The sequence below is a fragment of the Enterobacter cloacae complex sp. SYL003 genome, from assembly GCF_049236925.1.
Classification (GTDB): Bacteria; Pseudomonadota; Gammaproteobacteria; order Enterobacterales; family Enterobacteriaceae; genus Enterobacter; species Enterobacter intestinihominis.
In genome coordinates, this window is sequence record NZ_JBMKJK010000003.1 from 324,971 (window position 1) to 345,651 (window position 20,681).

Below are 20,681 nucleotides of genomic sequence, written 5' to 3' on the forward strand. Positions count from 1 at the left end.
TCTTTTATATATCACCTTAAGCGATAAGAATAGGCCGCATCAACGCCCATACTGGCGTCTATATGAGGTAAATATGCAACATCAGGATGCACTCCAACGTAAATTGCCGGAGCGGATCTTCCATGCCGTCTGTTTTGAAGGTATTGCTACGGCGATCCTCGCCCCTACGGCCGCGTGGCTAATGCAGCGCTCGGTGGTTGAAATGGGGGGTCTCACCATTATTCTGGCGACCACGGCAATGCTCTGGAACATTATCTATAACTTTGGCTTCGACCGTTTCTGGCCCGTCCAGCGGGTGAAGCGCACGGCAAAAGTGCGCGCCCTGCATGCGCTGGGTTTTGAATGCGGCTTTATTGTGATTGGCGTAACCATCGTTGCCGCCGTGCTGGGCGTGACGCTGCTCCAGGCCTTCACGCTGGAGATTGGTTTCTTCCTGTTCTTCCTGCCGTACACCATGCTCTACAACTGGGTGTATGACACCCTGCGGGAGAAAATTATCAAGCGCCGCCAGCAACGTCGCGCCCTGGCAAGCGAATGACCTTCCGGCCGGAGACCTTCTCCGGCCCAACCCCAGCGAAGCAACGGCGACCTCAACGCATAATTATGGTAAATTGCACTCCTTTTTGTTCGTTTTATAGTTGATACGTTGCTCTAATGTCGAAAATTTGGTCAAAAGAAGAGACTCTCTGGAGTTTCGCCCTCTACGGCACTGCCGTGGGCGCAGGAACCCTGTTCTTGCCCATTCAGCTCGGCTCTGCTGGCGCAATTGTCCTGCTGATCACCGCCCTTGTGGCGTATCCCTTAACCTACTGGCCGCATAAAGCGCTGGCGCAATTTATTCTGTCGTCGAAGACGAAAGGCAACGAAGGGATCACCGGTGCCGTTTCCCATTACTACGGCAAAAAGATCGGCAACCTCATCACCACGCTCTATTTCGTGGCCTTCTTTGTGGTGGTTCTGATTTACGCGGTGGCGATAACCAACTCACTTACTGAACAGCTGGCGAAACGGATGACGGTGGATACCAGCGTGCGGATGCTGGTGAGTTTTGGCGTGGTGCTGATTTTGAATCTGATCTTCCTGATGGGACGGCACATCACTATTAAGGTGATGGGATTCCTTGTCTTTCCGCTGATCGCCTATTTCCTGTTTGTCTCGCTGTATCTGACGGGCAGCTGGCAGCCGTCGCTGCTGACCAGCCAGATGGCCTTCGACCAGCATACGCTGCACCAGGTGTGGATATCGATCCCGGTGATGGTTTTCGCTTTTAGCCATACCCCGATCATCTCGACCTTCGCCGTAGATCGTCGCGAGAAATACGGTGAAGAGGCTATGGGTAAATGCAAAAAAATCATGAAAGTGGCGTACCTGATCATCTGCCTCAGCGTGCTGTTCTTTGTGTTCAGCTGCCTGCTTTCGATTCCACCGTCCTATATCGTGGCGGCAAAAGAGGAAGGGGTGACGATCCTGTCCGCGCTGTCGATGATGCCTTCGTCCCCGGCATGGCTGGGCATTTCCGGCATTATCGTGGCGATTATTGCGATGTCGAAATCGTTCCTCGGCACCTATTTTGGCGTGATTGAAGGGGCAACGGAAATTGTGAAATCGTCGCTGAATCAGGTGGGGGTGAAGAAAAGTCGTGCCTTTAACCGCGCGGTTTCGATTCTCGGCGTGTCGCTGATTACCTTTGCGGTCTGCTGCATCAACCCGAATGCGATCTCCATGATTTACGCCATCAGCGGTCCGCTTATCGCCATGATCCTGTTCATCATGCCGACGCTGTCGACGTACCTGATCCCGTCGTTAAAACCGTACCGCTCCATCGGCAACCTGCTGACGCTGATTGTGGGTGTGCTGTGTGTGTCGGTGATGTTTGTCGGTTGAGTGTGCTGCCCGGCGCAATGCCGGGCATCTGTTTTACGCCCGAATATCGTCATACTCCCGCGTATTATCAAACTCATGTTTCGCAAACGGACACAGCGGGATAATTTTACGGTTCTCCCCGCGCATCTTCTCTACCACCTTTGCCACCAGCTGTTTACCCACTCCCTGCCCTTTCAGGCTCGGATCCACATCGGTGTGCTCGATGATGCTCAGATGCTCGCCGGTCGGGACAAAGACGATCTCCGCAACCTGATTGCCTTCGGCGTCGTTGACATAAAACTTGTTATGGCCTTCAAGAATATCCATGGTTCCTCACTTATTTTAGGCGGTACTTCAGCGCACCGCTCGGGCAGGTATCAATTACGCGCGCAACAGTTTCTGCATCCACATCATCCGGTGCGATCCAGGGTTTACGCTTCAGGTCGAACAGCGCCGCGCTGCCGCGTACGCAGTTGCCCGAGTGTTTGCAGATCCCTGTGTTGAAGTAGACATCGATTTTCTCACCGGTATAGGCCCGGTACCCTGCATCCAGTAGCTCCTGATCCATGACATTGCCTCTGTAATTATTGTGGTGACAAATGCAGCATACCCTCACCCGATCCGCCTGACCACGTCAAAAACGACGATCGGATACACTGTTTCGGCTCGTTATTTTACTTCTCGCTTAAGACTATTCCGATTATAAAGACTCAGGTCGGTAAGATATATTTTTGCGCTACGTCAATTCTTGTAATCATTTCCGCCGCGTTCACATTAAGATTATTAGCTAAGCGGAATCCTAACGACACAATTTATTTCCCCCTAAGCAATGGATTTACTTCCGATTTTCAAAAATCGTAACGAAGCGGTATTTCCCCCGCATCTCTGGAAATGGTGCAAAACAACCCAGACAGGAAATTTGACTCTTCTCACATAACGACTAATGTTAATTTCTGAACGACAACTGATACGAATTACTTATCGTATCACCTGACATAAACGCAACATGAGGGTTGATATATGGCAGAGCAACATCGTGGTGGTTCCGGTAATTTCGCGCAAGACCGTGAAAAAGCATCAGAAGCTGGACGTAAAGGCGGCCAGCACAGCGGCGGTAATTTCAAAAACGATCCGCAACGCGCATCTGAAGCGGGTAAGAAAGGGGGACAGAACAGTCACGGCGGGGGCCGTAAATCTGATAACTCCTGATCTTATTTAAAGCTCTTATAAATATACCGAGAGCATGCTGCGGGCCTGTCGGCTCGCAGTACCTTCCCTTTATTTCACTGGAGCGAATATATGAATATGAAAACTGTTGAAGATGTATTTATTCACCTGTTATCCGATACCTATAGCGCTGAGAAGCAGCTGACCCGCGCGCTGAGCAAGTTAGCCCGCGCCGCATCAAGCGAGAAGCTGAGCGCTGCCTTCACGGCTCACCTTGAGGAGACGCAGGGACAGATCGAACGTATCGATCAGATTATTGAGCAGGAATCCGGCCTCAAGCTGAAGCGCATGAAATGCGTTGCAATGGAAGGCTTAATTGAAGAAGCCAACGAAGTTATTGAGAGCACTGAGAAAAACGAAGTGCGTGACGCTGCATTAATTGCCGCCGCACAGAGAGTCGAGCACTACGAAATTGCCAGCTACGGCACCCTGGCCACCCTGGCTGAACAATTAGGCTATAAAAAAGCCGTTAAACTTCTTGCAGAAACACTGGAAGAAGAAAAAGAAACCGATCTCAAATTAACCGATCTGGCTGTCGGCAATATTAATCAAAAAGCCCAGAAAGGATAAATAAAAATTTGATGAGCATCAGCACCAACAATTAACCAGAAAACAAATCACAGGAGTTAATTATGAATCATGTAGAACACTACCATGATTGGCTACGCGATGCCCATGCGATGGAAAAACAAGCCGAATCCATGCTGGAATCAATGGCCAGCCGTATTGATAATTATCCCGACTTACGTGCACGAATTGAACAACACGTTAATGAAACTAAACATCAAATTACCGTGCTGGAAGAAATTCTCGACCGCAATGATATTTCCCGTTCGGTCATAAAAGATTCCATGAGCAAAATGGCGGCGCTCGGCCAGTCCATTGGCGGCATGTTCCCTTCCGATGAAATTGTTAAAGGCTCCATTAGCGGCTACGTTTTTGAGCAGTTTGAAATTGCCTGCTACACCTCTCTGTTGGCCGCGGCCAAACAAGCGGGCGATACCGCCTCCATTCCAGCCATTGAATCCATTCTGGAAGAAGAGCGCCAGATGGCGGACTGGCTGATTCAACATATTCCACAGACGACGGAACAGTTCCTGCTGCGCTCCGACGCGGACGGCGTTGAAGCGAAAAAATAACGGAAGAGGGAGAAACTATGTTTCGACACGTAAAACAGCTGCAATACACGGTACGCGTAGCCGAACCGAATCCGGGTCTGGCTAATCTTCTGCTTGAGCAGTTTGGCGGGCCACAGGGCGAACTTGCCGCGGCATGTCGTTACTTTACGCAAGGATTGAGCGACGACGATCCCGGTCGTAAAGATATGCTGATGGATATCGCGACCGAGGAGTTAAGTCACCTGGAAATTATCGGCACCCTGGTGGGTATGCTTAATAAGGGTGCGAAAGGTGAACTGGCGGAAGGCGTTGAAAATGAAGCGGAGCTGTACCGGTCCATGACCGAAAACGGCAACGACAGTCATATCACTTCCCTGCTCTACGGGGGCGGTACTCCGCTCACTAACTCCGCAGGCGTACCGTGGACGGCGGCGTACGTGGATACCATTGGCGAACCCACCGCGGATCTGCGCTCTAACATTGCGGCCGAGGCGCGCGCCAAAATTATCTACGAACGGCTTATTAACGTAACGGACGATCCAGGTGTTAAAGATGCGCTGGCGTTTTTAATGACGCGTGAGGCAGCACACCAGCTTTCGTTTGAGAAGGCGCTCCAGTCGATCCGTAACAACTTCCCACCGGGTAAATTGCCGCCAATCGAAGAGTACACCAACAAGTACTACAATATGTCTGAGGGGGGAGAAGTTCGCGGAAGCTGGAACAGCGACAAGCACTTCGACTACGTGGAATCTCCTCAGCCAGCGGTCGATGGCGGTGACGGCGGCGCAAGCGTAACGCTCACAACAGAGCAGGCTACGCTGGTCAAAGCAATGTGCGCACGTACGAAATCCGATCCTAAAGCCGATCCGCTTACCGGTGCCGAGCTTGGCGCGGGTAAGAAAAAACCGTAACCGGTTTTGCCAGGCAGCCTGAGGCTGTCTGGCAATGCCTTGTGGGCTATCAGTTCCAGAGGTACGGAGCATGTTCGAGCTTGATGCGTTTCATCTGGCCAGGATACAGTTCGCCTTTACCGTCTCTTTCCATATTCTCTTTCCGGCAATCACCATCGGGCTTGCGAGCTATCTGGTGGTTCTCGAGGGCATGTGGCTTCGCACAAAAAATGATGTCTGGCGCTCGCTTTACCATTTCTGGCTGAAAATTTTCGCCGTTAACTTTGGTATGGGCGTGGTTTCCGGGCTGGTAATGGCTTACCAGTTTGGGACTAACTGGAGCGGATTTTCCCAGTTCGCAGGCAGCATAACCGGCCCTCTGCTCACTTATGAAGTCTTAACCGCCTTCTTCCTCGAAGCCGGTTTCCTGGGCGTGATGTTGTTCGGCTGGAACAAGGTCGGGCCCGGCCTGCACTTCTTTGCCACCTGCATGGTAGCGCTGGGCACGCTGATGTCCACCTTCTGGATCCTCGCCTCCAACAGCTGGATGCACACCCCGCAGGGCTTCAGTATTCAGAACGGTCAGGTCATTCCCGAAGACTGGCTGGCCATTATTTTTAACCCCTCATTCCCATACCGTCTGATCCATATGTCCATCGCCGCCTTCCTGTGCAGCGCCTTGTTTGTGGGCGCGTCCGGGGCATGGCATCTGCTGCGCGGCAACGACACGCCCGCTATTCGCAAAATGTTCTCCATGGCCATGTGGATGGCGCTGCTGGTCGCGCCCATCCAGGCAGTCGTTGGGGATATGCACGGCCTGAATACGCTTGAGCATCAGCCTGCCAAAATCGCCGCGATTGAAGGCCACTGGGAAAATCCGCCCGGCGAGGCTACCCCGCTGCTGCTGTTCGGCGTACCGGATATGGAGGAGGAGCGCACCAAATACGGGCTTGAAATTCCGGCGCTCGGCAGCCTGATCCTGACGCACAGCCTGGATAAACAGGTCCCGGCGCTGAAAGATTTCCCGAAAGAGGACCGCCCGAACTCGCTCATCGTCTTCTGGTCCTTCCGCATTATGGTCGGCATGGGGCTGCTGATGATTACGCTTGGTGTGCTGAGCGTCTGGCTGCGCTATCGCCGCCGACTCTATCACTCGCGACCATTCCACTGGTTTGCCCTGTGCATGGGGCCAGCCGGACTGCTTGCGCTGCTCGCCGGGTGGGTCACCACCGAAGTGGGCCGCCAGCCGTGGGTCGTCTACGGCTATCTGCGCACGATAGATGCGGTGTCTCTGCACAGCACGTTGCAGATGAGCATCAGCCTGCTGGCCTTTATCGTGGTCTACTGTTCGGTATTTGGCGTGGGTTATGTTTATCTCGCCCGGTTGATAAAGAAAGGGCCGCAGCCTGTCGGCACGCTAACGTCTAATACGTCGGGCACCCCTGCCCGTCCGCTGTCCGCCGCCGAGTCTGTTCCGGAAGAGGAGAAGATCTGATGGGCGTCGATATCCCGGTCATCTGGTTTGCCATTATTGTCTTCGCCACGCTGATGTACATCATCATGGACGGTTTCGATCTCGGTATCGGCATGCTGTTCAGCTTTGTGGGCGATGCCAAAGAACGCGACGTAATGGTAAACAGCGTCGCTCCGGTATGGGACGGAAATGAAACCTGGCTGGTTCTCGGCGGCGCAGGGTTGTTCGGCGCGTTTCCGCTGGCCTACGCGGTGATTATCGATGCCCTGACCATCCCGCTCACGGCCATGCTGATCGGGCTTATTTTCCGCGGCGTGGCATTTGAGTTTCGCTTTAAGGCGACCCCTTCCCACCGCAAATTCTGGGACTATTCTTTTGCTGGCGGTTCCCTGCTGGCAACCTTCAGCCAGGGGATCGTGGTCGGCGCGATGATCAACGGCTTTGACGTGGAAGGGCGACGCTTTGTGGGCTCCTCGCTGGACTGGTTAACCCCGTTTAACCTGTTCTGCGGGCTGGGTTTGATTGTCGCCTATACCCTGCTGGCTACCACATGGCTGATCATGAAAAGCGAAGGCGCGCTGCAAAACCGGATGCGTGAGCTGACCCGCCACGTGCTGCTGGCACTGATCGCCGTTATTGCGGTGGTGAGTATCTGGACCCCGCTCGGCTGGCAGTTTGTCGCCGAGCGCTGGTTTACACTGCCTAACTTCTTCTGGTTCCTGCCGGTTCCGGTTCTGGTGGCGGTATTCAGCCTGTGGATCTGGCGGCTGACGCGCAATCCCGACAGCCATGCCCGTCCGTTCCTGTTAACGCTGGGCCTGATTTTCCTCGGCTTTAGCGGACTGGGCATCAGCCTGTGGCCACACATTATCCCGCCGCACATCACCCTGTGGGAAGCCGCCGCGCCGCCTGCCAGCCAGCTGTTTATGCTGATCGGCACGCTGTTAATCATCCCGGTGATCCTGGTTTACACCGCCTGGAGCTACTACGTCTTCCGGGGCAAAGTGTCTGATACCGAAGGTTATCACTAAGGATTACTATGGCAGGCTGGCATACACGCGCCATTATTTACCAGATTGATACCGCCCTGTTTTACGATCTTAACGGCGATGGTTGTGGCGACATCGCCGGGATCGCCGCGAAGTTGCGCTACATCCGCCGGATGGGCGCGACGGTTATCTGGATCACCCCGTTTTACCTCACCCCTTTTCTCGATGAAGGCTATGACGTAAGCGACCATTTGCAGGTCGATCCCCGCTTCGGCAAGCTCAACGATATCATCGCCTTTATTGAACAGGCGCGGGAGCTGGGGATGAAGGTCATTATTGAGCTGCTGATCCAGCACACCTCGGATGCGCATCCCTGGTTTCAGCAGGCCCGCCGCAACCCGCAGTCACCCTACCGTGACTATTATCTCTGGTCTGACACGGACGAGGACGATACGCCACCGATGTTCCCCGGCGTGGAAAAGAGCGTCTGGACATGGGACGACGAAGCGGGGCAATACTACCGGCATATGTTTTATCACCACGAGCCGGATCTCAATCTGGCCTCCCCGGCGGTGCTGAAGGAGGTTGAGAACATCATCATCTTCTGGCTAAAGCTCGGGGTTTCGGGCTTTCGCCTGGATGCAGCGTCGCACCTGACAAAACAGGCCGGGCGTGGAGATGAAAAACGTGGCCTGTGGATCCTGGAGCATCTGCGCCGTCTTATCGAACAGCGCAATCCGGACGCGATCCTGCTCGGCGAAGTCGACGTGGAGGTCGACGCCTACAAAGATTATTTTGGTCAGAATGACCGGCTCAACCTGGTGCTGAATTTCTGGCTCAATAAGTACTTTTACGTCAGCCTTGCAGAGAAGAGCGCACGACCGCTGCGCAACGCAGTGAAGAAGATGATCGTGCCGCCGGACTCCTGCTGCTTCGCCAACTGGCTGCGCAATCATGATGAGCTGGATCTGGAAGGGATAGGCAAAAAAGCGAAGCAGACCGTCATTGATGCCTTCGCCCCTGATGAAGAGATGAGCGTGTATCAGCGAGGGATCCGCCGCCGTCTGGCGCCGATGCTTAAGGGCGATCGAAAGCGGCTGGCCTTTTGCCATGCGGTCTTGTTTTCGCTGCCGGGCGTACCGGTCATGCGCTACGGGGATGAAATTGGAATGGGCGATGATTTAGATCTGGAGGAGCGTTACGCCGTACGCACCCCGATGCAGTGGGCCGGATCGCAGGGCGGCGGTTTCTCAGATGCCGACCCGGAAACCTTTATCGCCCCAATGATAGACCATGGTCCGTACCGCTATCAAAAAATCAACGTGGCGGATTCGCTGTTGCATCGCAACTCACTCCTGCACTGCATTATCGATATCGCCAATACGCGCTCGGAGTTTCCTGAGATCGGCGTCGCGCCGTTTCGTCTTATTACTATCGACAACGATGCGGTACTGGGGATCTATTACGAAACCGACACGCGCAGCATTCTGACCTTCGTTAACTTCAGCGATAAGCCCGTTAATTTTACCGCCAGAGGGATCCGGCATGCGACCTGGACCGCATGCCTGGCGGACAAACGCTACGACGACGCGCTGGTATGCGGCAAAACCGTCGCGCTTAACCTCAGCGGCTATGGCTACCGCTGGTTCTGGACCGATCGTACCGCACTGCGCTGATTATCGTCTCCGCGAGAGCAGCAGACGCGCCACGATCGCGCCCGTGACGGCGAGGGAGCCGAGCAGCACTTTCCCCGGCATGCCGGAGGTAACGCTGGTGGCGCGCTCTTTTGCTTCGTCGGTGAAATGCCCGTGGATTTTATGCAGATCGTTAACCGGCTGATCCAGATAGTCCTGACGGTCATCCGCATTTAGCGTATCGGTCATCTGCCCTTCCCAGGCCTTTTTAACCATCAGCCGGTCCAGAAAACCGGGGAAAAGAAACTGCCCGACAATCGACTGGACAGTGCTGCTGCCCACCCACAGCTCCCGCACCGGTTTCTGCGCCACCTTAAAAATAGCGCTGGCAGCCACTTCCGGCTGAAACACGGGGGGGACCGGGCGCATCGCCCAGGCAAATTTATTCCTCGCCCACTCGAACTGCGGCGTATTGAGGCCCGGCATCTGTACCATTGCGATCTGCACCCGGCTGTTTTCATGCATCAGCTCGGTGCGTACGGCATCGGTAAATCCACGGATCGCGGCCTTCGCGCCACAGTAGGCTGACTGCAAGGGAATGGAACGGTAGGCCAGCGCGGAGCCAACCTGAATAATCGTTCCGCGATCGCGAGGGGTCATTAACTCCAGCGCGGCGCGGGTGCCGTTAACATAGCCCAGATAGGTCACCTCGGTGACGCGGCGAAACTCCTCCGGGGACATGGTGCGAAACGGCGCCAGCATCCCGCCCATGGCGTTATTCACCCACACATCGATGGCTCCAAGCCGGTATTCAATTTCGTTAGCAGCATCGGTCACCGCCTTGCTGTCCGCCACGTCGGCCTGAACGGCACACGCATTGATCCCGAAACGGCGCAACTCCTCTTCTGTGGAGCGCAGGCTCTGCTCATCGCGGGCAATAATGCCTACATCGTAGCCCGCTTTAGCAAAGTGCAGCGCCGTGGCTTTCCCCACGCCCGCCGTACCGCCGGTAATAACGATAACAGCCATAGCCTTTCCCCTTGTCTCAGACGTTATCCCATCCGGAGAGTATTTCGATCAGTTCAGACAGCGAATAACGCACCGCTTTTTCCACCACATCCTGACATTCACCGGAAAACAGCACGGTGCGGGTTTCCGTCTGTCCGCGAATATTCCAGCCGAAGCAGACCGTACCGGCTGCCGTGCCATCGTCTCCGCCTTCCGGTCCCGCATAGCCGCTGATGGCAACACCAATATCCGCCTCGGCAATATCGCGAATTTTAGCGGCCATCTCAGTAACCGTTTGTTCACTGACGGCGGTGAAGCGCTCAATCGTTTCGTGCCGCACGCCGAGGATCCTCTCCTTCGCCGCATCGCTGAACACCACCATGCCAACATCATAAAATTCCGCCGTGTTCTCTTCGGCACAAAGCGCAACCGCGAGATTACCGCCGGTGCAGGACTCCGCCGTGGTTAGACGCAGTCCTCTTTCTGTGAGCGTCGTGGCAAGCTTTTTCGTCAGCTCGCTGATGGTCGTATTATTATCGTGAATAAGGTTGCTCATGGATGTGCCCCTTAGTTAATTTTCTTCAGGAATAATTGAAATATGGCCGTTACGCTCAAGGATCGCGTACTTAATATCCTTTAATTCCGTTATGCCGTGGTTCTGCCGTGCTGAAACCAATATATCATCGCAGGATACATCGACTTTTTTCAGTTTATCCGCAATGGGAATACCATTCTCTACCAATATCACCGGGGTGCCATCAAGAACATCCTCAACAGAAGAAGAATATTTTTTAATCAGGCCAAAAATAATATCCACCACCACCAGCGTTGTTATTGTAATCATCGCACCGGTGACGGAAAAATCTTCGCCCAGTAGCGCCTGCTGTGTCGCCTCACTGATAATTAAGAGCAAAATAAGGTCAAAGCTGGTCATTTGCAGCAGGGCGCGCCGTCCGGCGACTTTAAACACGATCACCAGAAACAGGTATATTGCCAGGGCACGAAAAACCATGTCCATATTCGACTCCTAGGGGTAAATAAACTGCCAGAAGCGGATATCTGGCCCGTTGTTTACGCGGATGCTGTTTGTCCATTTCCCTGCTTTTGTCGGCGTGATGAACAGCAGGACGGTGAACTTATCGCTCTGTTTCAGATTGTCGTAAACGAGAAACAGGGTGTTCCCCCGGCTATACATGCTGTCCGGCTGCGGCCAGACGCTGCCCGGCTCATATACGTCGCTGCTTTCGCTGGTCAGGCTGAGAATATATTTACCCTCAGACGTCACCGGAAACGTCAGCGTCATCCGCGATTCGGTCTGGCGGCGGCCGAAGCGCTCATAGCTCAGGTTCAGGGATTTTGCTTCGTTTGTTTTCTCCACGTCGCTAACCGCACCGCTGGAAAACAGGCCGGCTAACGCGGCCACGATAATACCTAACAGTACAATAAAACCCACCTGACGAAATGCATACTCAAACGTCAGTAAACGATAACTCTCTTTTATCCCAGGCACTTTTTCATTTTTTGGTTCCATGGCTTTTGTCACCGTTTCGCTTAATTGCCGAACTTTTTGATTTTTCTACGCAAATGCTTTTAAGACTTATCACATTTGCCACATAAAGGAATAGCAACAATACTTAATAAGTCAAGACATCCAAAATGAAGGATATCAGATGAAATTATCAGTGATTTCAGCCTTGTTAATATTAATTATCCCTTCCGCATGGGCAGATAATAACGGCGGGTTACAAAAGGGTGAAGCGCCGCCACCGCCGCACGCCCTGGACAGTGGTTATCGTGGTACCGATGATGCACGCATTATGACCATTACTCAGGCAAAAGAGATGCATGATGGCGCCTCTATTTCACTGCGCGGCAATCTTATTGATGGCAATGGCGATAAATACGTATTCCAGGATAAAACCGGGAAAATCGACGTTATTATCCCGAAAGCCGTATTTGACGACAGAACCGTGGAACCTGACAACATGATCAGTATTAGCGGCTCGCTCGATAAAAAATCATCCCCACCCGTAGTGCGGGTCAGCCACTTGCAAAAATAATTCAGCGAAGCGTTAACGCTGTAACTATCCATCAAATCTCACCCCTAACAAGGAGTTAGCTATGAGTGATAATGAACAACGTACGAACGCTTACCCAACGCCACCTTTCCCGGAGCAGCCTCAGACGCCACCGGGCCTGGCCTCTGAAATGGACCCTGTTCCCGATCACGGCGAGACAAGCTACAAAGGGCATGGCCGGCTTACCGGTAAGAAGGCGCTAATTACCGGGGGCGATTCCGGCATCGGACGCGCAGTAGCCATTGCCTATGCCCGCGAAGGGGCAGATGTCGCCATTAACTATTTGCCGGAAGAGGAAGAAGACGCTGCGGAAGTGATCGCCCTGATTAAAGCGGAAGGACGGAATGCCGTCGCGCTTCCGGGCGATGTGCGGGACGAAACTTTTTGTCAGAACCTGGTGGAACAGGCCGTCGGAAAACTGGGCGGGCTGGACATCCTGGTGAATAACGCAGGCCGCCAGCAGTACCGTGAGACGCTGGAAGAACTGACCACGGAAGATTTTGACGCGACCTTTAAAACCAACGTCTATGCGCCTTTCTGGATCACAAAGGCGGCGTTGCGCCACATGAAAGCTCCCGCTTCCATCATTAACACCTCATCTGTACAGGCGGTAAAACCGAGCGCCGTACTGCTTGACTATGCGCAGACCAAAGCCTGTCTCGCGGTGTTTACCAAAGCGCTGGCGAAACAGCTGGGTCCGAAAGGGATCCGCGTGAACGCGGTAGCGCCCGGACCTTACTGGACCGTGCTCCAGCCCAGCGGGGGGCAGCCACAGGAAAAAGTGAAACATTTTGGCGAGAGTACCCCTCTGGGACGCCCGGGACAGCCCGTGGAGATCGCACCGCTGTATGTCACTCTGGCCTCGGATGAGTGTTCATACACCTCCGGGCAGGTCTGGTGTTCAGACGGCGGGGATGGCGTCATCTAGCGCTCAAGCAGCGCAGAGTGTAGGCCGGGTAAGGCGAAGCCGCCACCCGGCAAATTGTTGCAGGCGAATGCTAAAGGGCTGCGAAAGCAGCCTTTCTTACATTTAAGGGGTGACGACAGGAAACCAGAAACTGAAGCTCTCCATGCAGCGCAGCATTTCGTCTACCTTCGCGGCGTTGCCGACGATCGTCACCTCTCCTGCCTGTTGCGCCTTTTTCAGCGTGGTCTCCTTAAGGATGATTTTGTTCAGCGTTTCGCGGCTGAGCATAATGGTTGCATCCGGATCTTCTGCCTGGATATTGGCACTGTGGTTTAGCACGCCATTCTCCAGCTCCAGCTTATACCTGCCGCCCTCGCGGCCTAAATCAACGTTAAAAACGCCTCTGGCATTCGCCGCTCTGACGCCGTTAAGGTGAACGCCGAAGTAGTCAAAAATCATCTCAGTCGACATGGCACGGACCGCATCCGGGCTGGCGGTTTTGGGCGTCGGCTTTATCTTCACGCCGTTACGCAACTCTTGCGCACCGGTGAGGTAGGCGTTACGCCACGGCCCTGACTCCGCATGGTATCCCAGCTGTTCAAACGCATCGGCTTCCAGTTCGCGCGCCGCTTTATTATTCGGATCGGCAAAAACGACTTTACTGACCACCTGAGCCACCCAGCGATAATTCCCCCGGGCATAATCGACACGGGCTTTTTCAAGGATCGCGCGGGCTCCGCCCATGTAATCGACATACTTTTTCGCCGCCTCGACCGGAGGCAGTTCATCGAGCGTCGCCGGATTGCCGTCGAACCAGCCAAGATAGTAGACATAGGTGGCTTTGACGTTGTTGCTTACCGAGCCGTAATAGCCACGGCCTGCCCAGGATTTAGCCAGCCCGTAAGGCAGGGCGAAATTAGCGGCTATTTCATCCCTCGTCAGCCCCTTATTCGCCAGTCTGAGCGTCTGGTCGTTGATATAGCGGTAGATATCACGCTGGCTTTTCATCAACTTCACCACTTTTTTGTTACCCCACGTGGGCCAGTGGTGCTGCGCGATAATGATTTCCGCTTTATCACCCCAACGATCAATGGCGTTATTGATGTACTTTGACCATGCCAACGGATCGTGTATTTTCGCCCCACGCAGCGAGTAGGTATTGTGCAGGGTGTGAGTGACGTTCTCTGCTGCTTCGATCAGCTTTTTCTCTTCCACATACCAGAGCATTTCAGACGGTGCTTCCGATTCCGGCGTCAGCATAAAGTCATAGGTGAGACCGTCAATGACCTCTTTCTGCTCCTCTTCGGTAATAGAGTGAGTGGGCGCGATGAGCGTGACCGTTCCGGCTGAGGTGGTAGTCCCCAGACCTGCCCCCACCTGCCCCTTCACACCGGGCTTCAGCAGGTTTCCGTGGATATAGCTGGCACGGCGACTCATGGCGTTTCCGGCCATGATATTTTCCGATACCGCCTCTTCCATAAAACCGGCTGGCGCATAGACTTTCACTTTGCCGGACATTACCCCGGCTTCATCAATTACGCCACGCACGCCGCCATAATGATCGACGTGGCTATGGGTATAAATAACGGCAACAACCGGACGTTTGCCGCGATGCTTAACGTAAAGATCCATGCCCGCTTTAGCCGTTTCCGCAGACACCAGCGGATCGATAACCGTGATCCCCTCTTTGCCCTCTATGATTGTCATATTCGACAGATCGAGGTTGCGGATCTGGTAGACGCCTTCCGTGACTTCAAACAGACCGCCGATATTATTCAGCTGCGCCTGACGCCACAGGCTCGGGTTGACGGTATCCGGCGCTTTTTGCCCTTCTTTGATAAAAGCGTATTTCTGGGGATTCCAGATAACGGCGCCTTTTTCACCTTTAATCACCGCAGGTGGCAGCGGGGCAATAAAGCCTTTATGCGCATTTCGGAAATCGGTTTTATCAAAGAAGGGCAGTTGACCATAAAGCGCATCATTCATTTGTTTCGTATGGGCAGTGGCTTCCTTCACCTCCTTTTGTGCCAGGACAGGCAATGAGATCAACGAGGCCAATAGCAGACCAGCAACGGCCATCGCACTAACGAGAGTTTTAAATTTCATACATCCTCGAGGCGTCATATTCACGCTGGCGGTACATGGGGGGAAAGGAGGCTATCACCGGGCTTTTCTTTTACCTATGGAAATAACGTTTATAAATAAATAAGTTTATTCTTTCGTCGCTGCGGCCTTCAGGGATAATGCTGAGTCCAATTATTTCCCCGGAGTGATTCGATGAAGAGCCTGCCGTTCTTTTTCGCTATATTAAGTCTGAGCACATTAACAGCATGTAGCTCTCCACCACCAGACAACGTTGAAAAGATTAATCATCTGCAAATTCCGCTGGTATTACCGGGGGAAAAACCGCCGCAGGCACAGATATCTCATATCGCGTCTCTTTATCAGGAAAATAAACAGCAGATCGATAACTTAACGCGCAGCGTAAAATCACAGTATCTTCAGGACACTACCGCAAAAGAAATTTTTGTTGCGGACAGCGCTGTTCAACGCGTTTACGCCTCGCTGACCAAACTGGAACAGTTAGATATGGTTAATCAGCAATACCTGAAAGACAATAATGTCACGGGCCTGCAAAATATTCATATTATGCTTGAACCGTTATTCGCCAGCTGACAACAAAAAACCCGGCAACATAGCAGCCGGGTTTTTCTTAATCGCCATATCACATGCATCAGTCGTACTGACCAAAGCGATAGCTAAGCCCTGCGGTGACGGAACTCAGGTCGCTGCTCACACCGATCTGGTTTGCATTACCCACATTGCTTACCCACTGATATTCCAGGCGGCCAGCCCAGTTTTTATTGAAGGCGTATTCAGTACCCACAGCTGCAAGCGGGCGCACACCGGTTTCAAAACGATTGTGACCACTTACATCGGATTCAGCGCGATAGCCCATCGCCCCGGCACGGCCGTAGATATCCCAGTCATTGGTCAAGGCATAGCTGGCCTTCAGGGACATTTGCAGACCCTGCGTCTTCATTTGCGCCCCTGCGCCATGCTGACCCTTGATCTGCATGTTGCCTAAATAATCATAACCGCCTTCTACCGCAAGCCATGGGGTAATCTGGTAACCCGTATAAACACCCCCACCGACATTATCATGGTCAAAATCGAAGTGGTCGGAATTATTGTTATCAAACGCTTTTGAACCCATATTGGTATCAAAATAGTGTGACCAGCCGAATTTCGCTCCGCCATACCAGGTGCCCGCATCAGCGGCGGCGAACGCGGAAGTGGCGGTAAACGCATTAACCATAATCAAAGCGAGAACTGTCTTTTTCATAAATATACCGTTTACTTAATAAAGATAAAACTTAGAAAGCAAACGATATAGAAAATTAACAGCCTCGTTAATTCCATTTCTGTTTAATTTTAAACTTCCCCTAGAATGATTCAGGTAAGTGTCTGACTTCAAGCAAATACCCACCGCGCTTAAAGGAGATATATTCTCCCTGTTTAAGGGCGGATAATACATTGAGTATACTACTGCGAGAAAGCAGCGTACGATCCTGAATATATTCCAGTATCGTGGTACGCAAACGCGTCTCCTCCGGGAGCAAAATCATTTCCTGAAGGTGGTTACGAATAACGGAATAGGTACGCTGCTGGAGTACCTGCGCATCACGGAATATCAAATAGGCCGTATGGTATGAGAGCAGCGCTGCGACATCCTCCCAGACGCCCTCGGCACGGAATAACTCGGCCGCCTTGTCCGCATCGAGACGTAAAATGGTCGACTCCCTTTCCGCACGGAGAAAATGGCCTTGCGTAGGCTGGATCATCTCAGCAATACCAAACAAATGCGGCTCGTAAACGGTCACGACCACCAGTCCATCCGATGTCCGCAGCAGGGACAGCTCCCCTTCCAGAAAGAGGTACATCTGCTGTTTCCCCTTCCGTAACCAGGTGAGTCGCTTACGTGGAACAACGTGCACTTTCTCCGCTATCGGCTCAAGGATAGCGGTCAGTCGTTCGATGGATTTTTCGGGTCGAACAGGCGGTAAAATATGCATGGTACAACCTTCTGACATTCAGTATCTGCCATTATAGACCATATATTTTAAGCGGTTAGGCGATCAAAACTGATAGCTGTAGTTGACGCTGGCAAACCAAAGATAAGGATGGTCGTAACTTCCGGCAAACGCCACCGGCGATTTCACATGCGACGACTGCATATGAAGATACGACACGGCAATACCAATATTGCTGGCCGGGGTGATTTGATACTGGGCTCCCGTACCAAATCGCCACTCATCGCCGGTAGGTAAGGTTAAGGCCACATCGCTCTGGCTTTCATACGGCGAGCTGTCGAACGCCACACCGGCATTCAGTCGCCACTGAGGCGTTGGACGATACTGCACGCCCACCGCACCGTGCCACGTGTCCTTCAGGCGGCTGACGTTGTTAAGCTGCTGGTCCCCGACGACGATTTGCGGCGCGCCGAACTGGCTCCAGTCCTGCCAGCCGAGATCGCCCATAACCGACCACTGCGGGTTAATGTCATGCACAAGGCTGAGCATAATTTGCTGCGGCGCGCTGATTTGTGCTGACACCGGCAGGTCGTAGGTACCGTTCTGTAGACGCGCGTTGCCGTCAATATTGAAGCTGTAGTCCGTTTCGCTGTTCCAGGTAATACCAGCTCGGGTCTGGTCAGTTAGCTGCATCAGCAGCCCAAGCCGATAGCTCATGGCCAGGTCTTCATCGCGTCGCCGGTAGTCATCATCGTTAACGCTGCGAGTCAGCGAGAAGTAACCGTAGTTAACGTTGGCGGACGCGCCAATCGAAAGACGGTCGTTAAGCTTATAGGCTAGCGAGGGGCTGAGCGTCATGGCTACCATGGTACTCTTTTTAATCAGCCTGTCGCCCGCCCAGCTGCCGTAGTCGATCCCCAGGCCGTAATTACCGTAAAGCCCGACCCCGGCATAAAGATTATCGGTCACCTTCTGGCTATAAAAGGCGCTGGCATTCGGGATGGTTTTCATCACATCGCCGGGGCTTTGATGGGCATCGTTATCCAGCTGGTTGTCGATGGAGCCATCCATAACCTGTAACCCACCGGTGACCATATGATCCGGTAAGCGCGTCATGCCAGCCGGGTTGGTCATAATTGTAGAGGCATCCTGCGCACGAGCCGCCTGCCCTGCTCCGGCAAGCGCGGTATCTTCGGTGCCAGCTTCATAAAAATAGAGGGCGCTGGCATGGGCACTGGAGGCAGCTAATAAGCCAGCGCACAGGAGGAGTCGTGTTTTCATCTGCGATCCGGGAAATAAAAAATTTGCCGACAGATATAACAGGGGCGATTGATTACGTAAAAAGAAAGAGGGTTTAATTTTAAATTATGCGCGCGCGTAATTATATTTATGACACTCCAGCGACAGCCGGAACAAAGGCACCGTGATTCTGCATGCACCGGGTGAGGAATTTCTTACAATGCCGTTTGTACTCGTTCGGCTTAAGACAAGCGTTACTCACTACTGGGATCGCTCTTATCCTCTCGCATGGATTCGATAAACTCCCGTTGCTCCGGTGTGAGTTCAAGCTCATCCAGCAGGCGATCTAACTCTTCTTCAGGCGATTCCTTTTGATTCTTTCTCTTCCCGCTAGCCATACTCACCCTTGAGTTATTAGGATTAATCTCAGGGTATCCAGGGTACAGGAAATGTGCAACTTAGCGTGTTACGTTGAAAACCAGAAGCAGCAGATAGCCGATGCTGGTTATAGCGTTATTCGCTGGTTCAGCGATGAAGCAGTGAGCGGTGCAGTTGTAGTGGTCAACAAAAACTGGCCACAGTGTTAGAGTTTTTCCAGTATCGGTTTTCCGATTCGTTTGGTGGTAACCCACCATTATATTCGTGCGGTCTGAGCACGAATATCCAACGATATAGTCCGTTATTGCGTGAGCTGTATCGCTGAAGCTTACGTAACCCGTCACCGGCACCCATTCGTTCTTCAGACTCCTGAAGAAGCGCTCCACTGGACTGTTATCCCAGCAGTTTCCACACCGGCTCATACTCTGCTTAATCTGATATCGCCACAGTAACTGCCGGAACTGCCTGCTCGTATAATGACTACCCAGGTCACTGTGGAACCTCACCCCGACGGGCTTACCGCGCGTTTCCCATGCCATTTCCAGCGCTTTCATGGTGAGTCTGCTGTCCGGTGAGAACGACATTGCCCAGCCCATTGGTTTTCTTGCAAACATGTCGAGTACAACGGCGAGGTACGCCCAGCGTTTACCTGTCCAGATATAGGCCACATCACCGCACCACACCTGGCTGGGCTCCGTTACGGCGAACTGTCGCTCAAGATGATTCGGGATAGCAACGTGCTCATGACCGCCACGCTTATACTGGTGAGTCGGTTGCTGGCAACTGACCAGCCCCAGCTCTTTCATTAGCCTGCCAGCGCCCCATCTGGTAGCCTCTCTGGGTTGCCATTGTGGCGATGCTTCTTGTTCCGGCCGAAACACGGCTAATGCCATGCAGCTCAAGTACCTGACTTCGTAATACAGCTCGTCTGCCGTCAGGCTTTTCAGGACGGTTTTTCCAGTATTTATAGCTGCTGCGATGAACCCCGAACACCTGGCAGAGAGTGACCACAGGATAACGCGTCCTGAGTATCCCGATTATCGAGAACTGTTCAGGGAGTCTGACATCAAGAGCGCGGTAGCCTTTTTAGAATTTCGTTTTCCATTTCAATACGTTGTAGCTTTTTCTCAAGCTCACGTATTTCAATTTATTCCGGCGTTATCGGGGAGGCTTTTGGCGTTTTGCCCTGATGCTCATCACGCAGTTGTTTGAACCATTTTGTCATCGTGGAAAGACCAACATCCATTGCCCTGGCAGCGTCAGAGATGGTGTAATTTTGGTCGACAACCAGCTGAGCGGATTCGCGTTTGAATTCAGGACTAAAATTTCTTCTTTTCATTGAAGCACCTGTGTTGTTCTGAGGTGAGCATATCACCTCAGTTCAGGTGGCCAAATTCAGTGTGCCACTACGGACATTCAGTTATTCAGTTCCTTAGTTAGTTCTGCTTCGCCAGTAGCAGCATCAAAGCGCAGGTAAAAGAGAGCACTATTCATCTGCTCTGGCTTCGTCCATATTTCCGCCTCCCTCGAACCGCCTTTCTGTTTGGTATAGCCCAGCTTAGACAAATAAGCCCTCATCGGCTCGACGTTAGATACTCCCCTAAAAATGATTGTGTTTGAGGGGGCGTATCCATCTCCGGGATGTGATTCAAAGTAATAATTATTCGATATACGCGGAGCCTTCTCAATATCTTTATCAGTCAGGGAGTGATAATTGAAAAAATCATTTTCAGTGTATGTGGTAGCTTCATTGATACCGGATGCAACAAGATAGACAAATAGCCAGCATAGGATAACACCCGTAATTAATATCAGGATGCTCCATTTAAAGAATTTATGCAT

General features: G+C 52.7%; 24 protein-coding genes and 1 pseudogene. 12 read left to right on the top strand and 13 right to left on the bottom strand.

Features of this window, described 5'->3' with window-relative positions; all coding sequences use genetic code 11:
- Positions 1–73: 73 nt before the first annotated feature.
- Together ACOT1A_RS06090 and ACOT1A_RS06095 are read left to right on the top strand one after the other, a co-directional pair.
- A complete protein-coding gene (locus tag ACOT1A_RS06090) occupies positions 74–538 on the top strand; it encodes a multidrug/biocide efflux PACE transporter (protein WP_032626069.1) in 465 nt (154 codons plus the stop codon).
- A 116-nt stretch (positions 539–654) separates the two neighbouring features.
- Positions 655–1,884 carry an amino acid permease gene (locus ACOT1A_RS06095; RefSeq protein WP_022649259.1) on the top strand — a complete coding sequence of 410 codons (1,230 nt, stop codon included), beginning with the start codon at positions 655–657 and terminating at the stop codon, positions 1,882–1,884.
- A 33-nt stretch (positions 1,885–1,917) separates the two neighbouring features.
- On the opposite strand, the gene ACOT1A_RS06100 is transcribed toward ACOT1A_RS06095, so the two are convergent.
- Entirely contained in the window at positions 1,918–2,190 is a 273-nt protein-coding gene (locus ACOT1A_RS06100; RefSeq protein ID WP_006811846.1) for a GNAT family N-acetyltransferase, read from the bottom strand.
- Between the two features lie 10 nt (positions 2,191–2,200).
- Complete coding sequence (locus tag ACOT1A_RS06105) at positions 2,201–2,431, bottom strand: (4Fe-4S)-binding protein (protein WP_276169908.1); 231 nt, start codon at positions 2,429–2,431, stop codon at positions 2,201–2,203.
- A gap of 452 nt (positions 2,432–2,883) precedes the next feature.
- Here ACOT1A_RS06105 and ACOT1A_RS06110 point away from each other — a divergent pair, with 452 nt between their 5' ends.
- From ACOT1A_RS06110 to ACOT1A_RS06140, 7 genes are all read left to right on the top strand, one after another.
- The gene (locus ACOT1A_RS06110; RefSeq protein ID WP_022649261.1) at positions 2,884–3,072 is read left to right on the top strand and encodes a general stress protein; all 189 of its coding nucleotides are present in this window, start codon (positions 2,884–2,886) and stop codon (positions 3,070–3,072) included.
- Positions 3,073–3,162: 90 nt separating this feature from the next.
- Positions 3,163–3,660, top strand: a complete 498-nt coding sequence (locus ACOT1A_RS06115) for a ferritin-like domain-containing protein (RefSeq protein ID WP_421625508.1) — start codon at positions 3,163–3,165, stop codon at positions 3,658–3,660.
- Between the two features lie 62 nt (positions 3,661–3,722).
- Positions 3,723–4,229, top strand: a complete 507-nt coding sequence (locus ACOT1A_RS06120) for a ferritin-like domain-containing protein (protein ID WP_038416640.1) — start codon at positions 3,723–3,725, stop codon at positions 4,227–4,229.
- A gap of 17 nt (positions 4,230–4,246) precedes the next feature.
- The gene (locus ACOT1A_RS06125) at positions 4,247–5,119 is read left to right on the top strand and encodes a manganese catalase family protein (protein WP_022649263.1); all 873 of its coding nucleotides are present in this window, start codon (positions 4,247–4,249) and stop codon (positions 5,117–5,119) included.
- A 70-nt stretch (positions 5,120–5,189) separates the two neighbouring features.
- Positions 5,190–6,593 carry a cytochrome ubiquinol oxidase subunit I gene (locus tag ACOT1A_RS06130; RefSeq protein WP_003862857.1) on the top strand — a complete coding sequence of 468 codons (1,404 nt, stop codon included), beginning with the start codon at positions 5,190–5,192 and terminating at the stop codon, positions 6,591–6,593.
- Positions 6,593–7,603 carry a cytochrome d ubiquinol oxidase subunit II gene (gene cydB / locus ACOT1A_RS06135; RefSeq protein WP_022649265.1) on the top strand — a complete coding sequence of 337 codons (1,011 nt, stop codon included), beginning with the start codon at positions 6,593–6,595 and terminating at the stop codon, positions 7,601–7,603. Before ACOT1A_RS06130 ends, cydB begins: the two co-directional genes overlap by 1 nt.
- Positions 7,604–7,611: 8 nt before the next feature.
- Complete coding sequence (locus ACOT1A_RS06140; protein ID WP_045622067.1) at positions 7,612–9,237, top strand: alpha-amylase family protein; 1,626 nt, start codon at positions 7,612–7,614, stop codon at positions 9,235–9,237.
- On the opposite strand, the gene ACOT1A_RS06145 is transcribed toward ACOT1A_RS06140, so the two are convergent.
- From ACOT1A_RS06145 to ACOT1A_RS06160, 4 genes are read right to left on the bottom strand one after another with little or no spacing between them, the layout of a single operon-like run.
- Entirely contained in the window at positions 9,238–10,224 is a 987-nt protein-coding gene (locus ACOT1A_RS06145; RefSeq protein ID WP_023298529.1) for an SDR family oxidoreductase, read from the bottom strand.
- Between the two features lie 16 nt (positions 10,225–10,240).
- Positions 10,241–10,759, bottom strand: coding sequence for a 2-oxo-tetronate isomerase (locus ACOT1A_RS06150; protein ID WP_022649268.1), 519 nt, complete (start codon positions 10,757–10,759; stop codon positions 10,241–10,243).
- A gap of 15 nt (positions 10,760–10,774) precedes the next feature.
- Entirely contained in the window at positions 10,775–11,221 is a 447-nt protein-coding gene (locus tag ACOT1A_RS06155) for a DUF421 domain-containing protein (RefSeq protein ID WP_276169907.1), read from the bottom strand.
- A 9-nt stretch (positions 11,222–11,230) separates the two neighbouring features.
- Positions 11,231–11,734, bottom strand: a complete 504-nt coding sequence (locus tag ACOT1A_RS06160) for a hypothetical protein (RefSeq protein ID WP_023298530.1) — start codon at positions 11,732–11,734, stop codon at positions 11,231–11,233.
- A 139-nt stretch (positions 11,735–11,873) separates the two neighbouring features.
- Between ACOT1A_RS06160 and ACOT1A_RS06165 the strand changes: the two genes are divergently transcribed.
- Both ACOT1A_RS06165 and ACOT1A_RS06170 read left to right on the top strand, forming a co-directional pair.
- Entirely contained in the window at positions 11,874–12,263 is a 390-nt protein-coding gene (locus ACOT1A_RS06165; RefSeq protein ID WP_022649271.1) for a YdeI family stress tolerance OB fold protein, read from the top strand.
- Between the two features lie 61 nt (positions 12,264–12,324).
- Complete coding sequence (locus tag ACOT1A_RS06170; RefSeq protein ID WP_022649272.1) at positions 12,325–13,209, top strand: SDR family oxidoreductase; 885 nt, start codon at positions 12,325–12,327, stop codon at positions 13,207–13,209.
- Between the two features lie 102 nt (positions 13,210–13,311).
- Here ACOT1A_RS06170 and ACOT1A_RS06175 read toward each other — a convergent pair whose 3' ends face one another.
- Positions 13,312–15,294 (bottom strand): alkyl/aryl-sulfatase, encoded by a 1,983-nt coding sequence (locus ACOT1A_RS06175; RefSeq protein ID WP_108367786.1) that lies wholly within the window; start codon positions 15,292–15,294, stop codon positions 13,312–13,314.
- Positions 15,295–15,465: 171 nt separating this feature from the next.
- On the opposite strand from ACOT1A_RS06175, the gene ACOT1A_RS06180 reads away from it, so the two are divergent.
- Positions 15,466–15,864, top strand: a complete 399-nt coding sequence (locus tag ACOT1A_RS06180; RefSeq protein WP_022649275.1) for a hypothetical protein — start codon at positions 15,466–15,468, stop codon at positions 15,862–15,864.
- A gap of 58 nt (positions 15,865–15,922) precedes the next feature.
- Here ACOT1A_RS06180 and ACOT1A_RS06185 read toward each other — a convergent pair whose 3' ends face one another.
- From ACOT1A_RS06185 to ACOT1A_RS06210, 6 genes and pseudogenes are all read right to left on the bottom strand, one after another.
- On the bottom strand, positions 15,923–16,534 hold the full coding sequence (locus tag ACOT1A_RS06185; RefSeq protein WP_022649276.1) for an outer membrane beta-barrel protein: 612 nt from the start codon (positions 16,532–16,534) through the stop codon (positions 15,923–15,925).
- Positions 16,535–16,634: 100 nt separating this feature from the next.
- Positions 16,635–17,264: a winged helix-turn-helix transcriptional regulator gene (locus ACOT1A_RS06190; RefSeq protein ID WP_022649277.1), complete on the bottom strand. Its 630-nt coding sequence runs from the start codon at positions 17,262–17,264 to the stop codon at positions 16,635–16,637.
- Between the two features lie 63 nt (positions 17,265–17,327).
- A complete protein-coding gene (locus tag ACOT1A_RS06195) occupies positions 17,328–18,503 on the bottom strand; it encodes an OmpP1/FadL family transporter (protein ID WP_023298534.1) in 1,176 nt (391 codons plus the stop codon).
- 212 nt (positions 18,504–18,715) lie between these two features.
- Positions 18,716–18,859, bottom strand: a complete 144-nt coding sequence (locus tag ACOT1A_RS06200; RefSeq protein WP_023298535.1) for a hypothetical protein — start codon at positions 18,857–18,859, stop codon at positions 18,716–18,718.
- A gap of 163 nt (positions 18,860–19,022) precedes the next feature.
- A pseudogene (locus ACOT1A_RS06205) lies at positions 19,023–20,178 on the bottom strand (IS3 family transposase).
- Positions 20,179–20,255: 77 nt separating this feature from the next.
- Positions 20,256–20,681, bottom strand: coding sequence for a hypothetical protein (locus tag ACOT1A_RS06210; protein WP_063150153.1), 426 nt, complete (start codon positions 20,679–20,681; stop codon positions 20,256–20,258).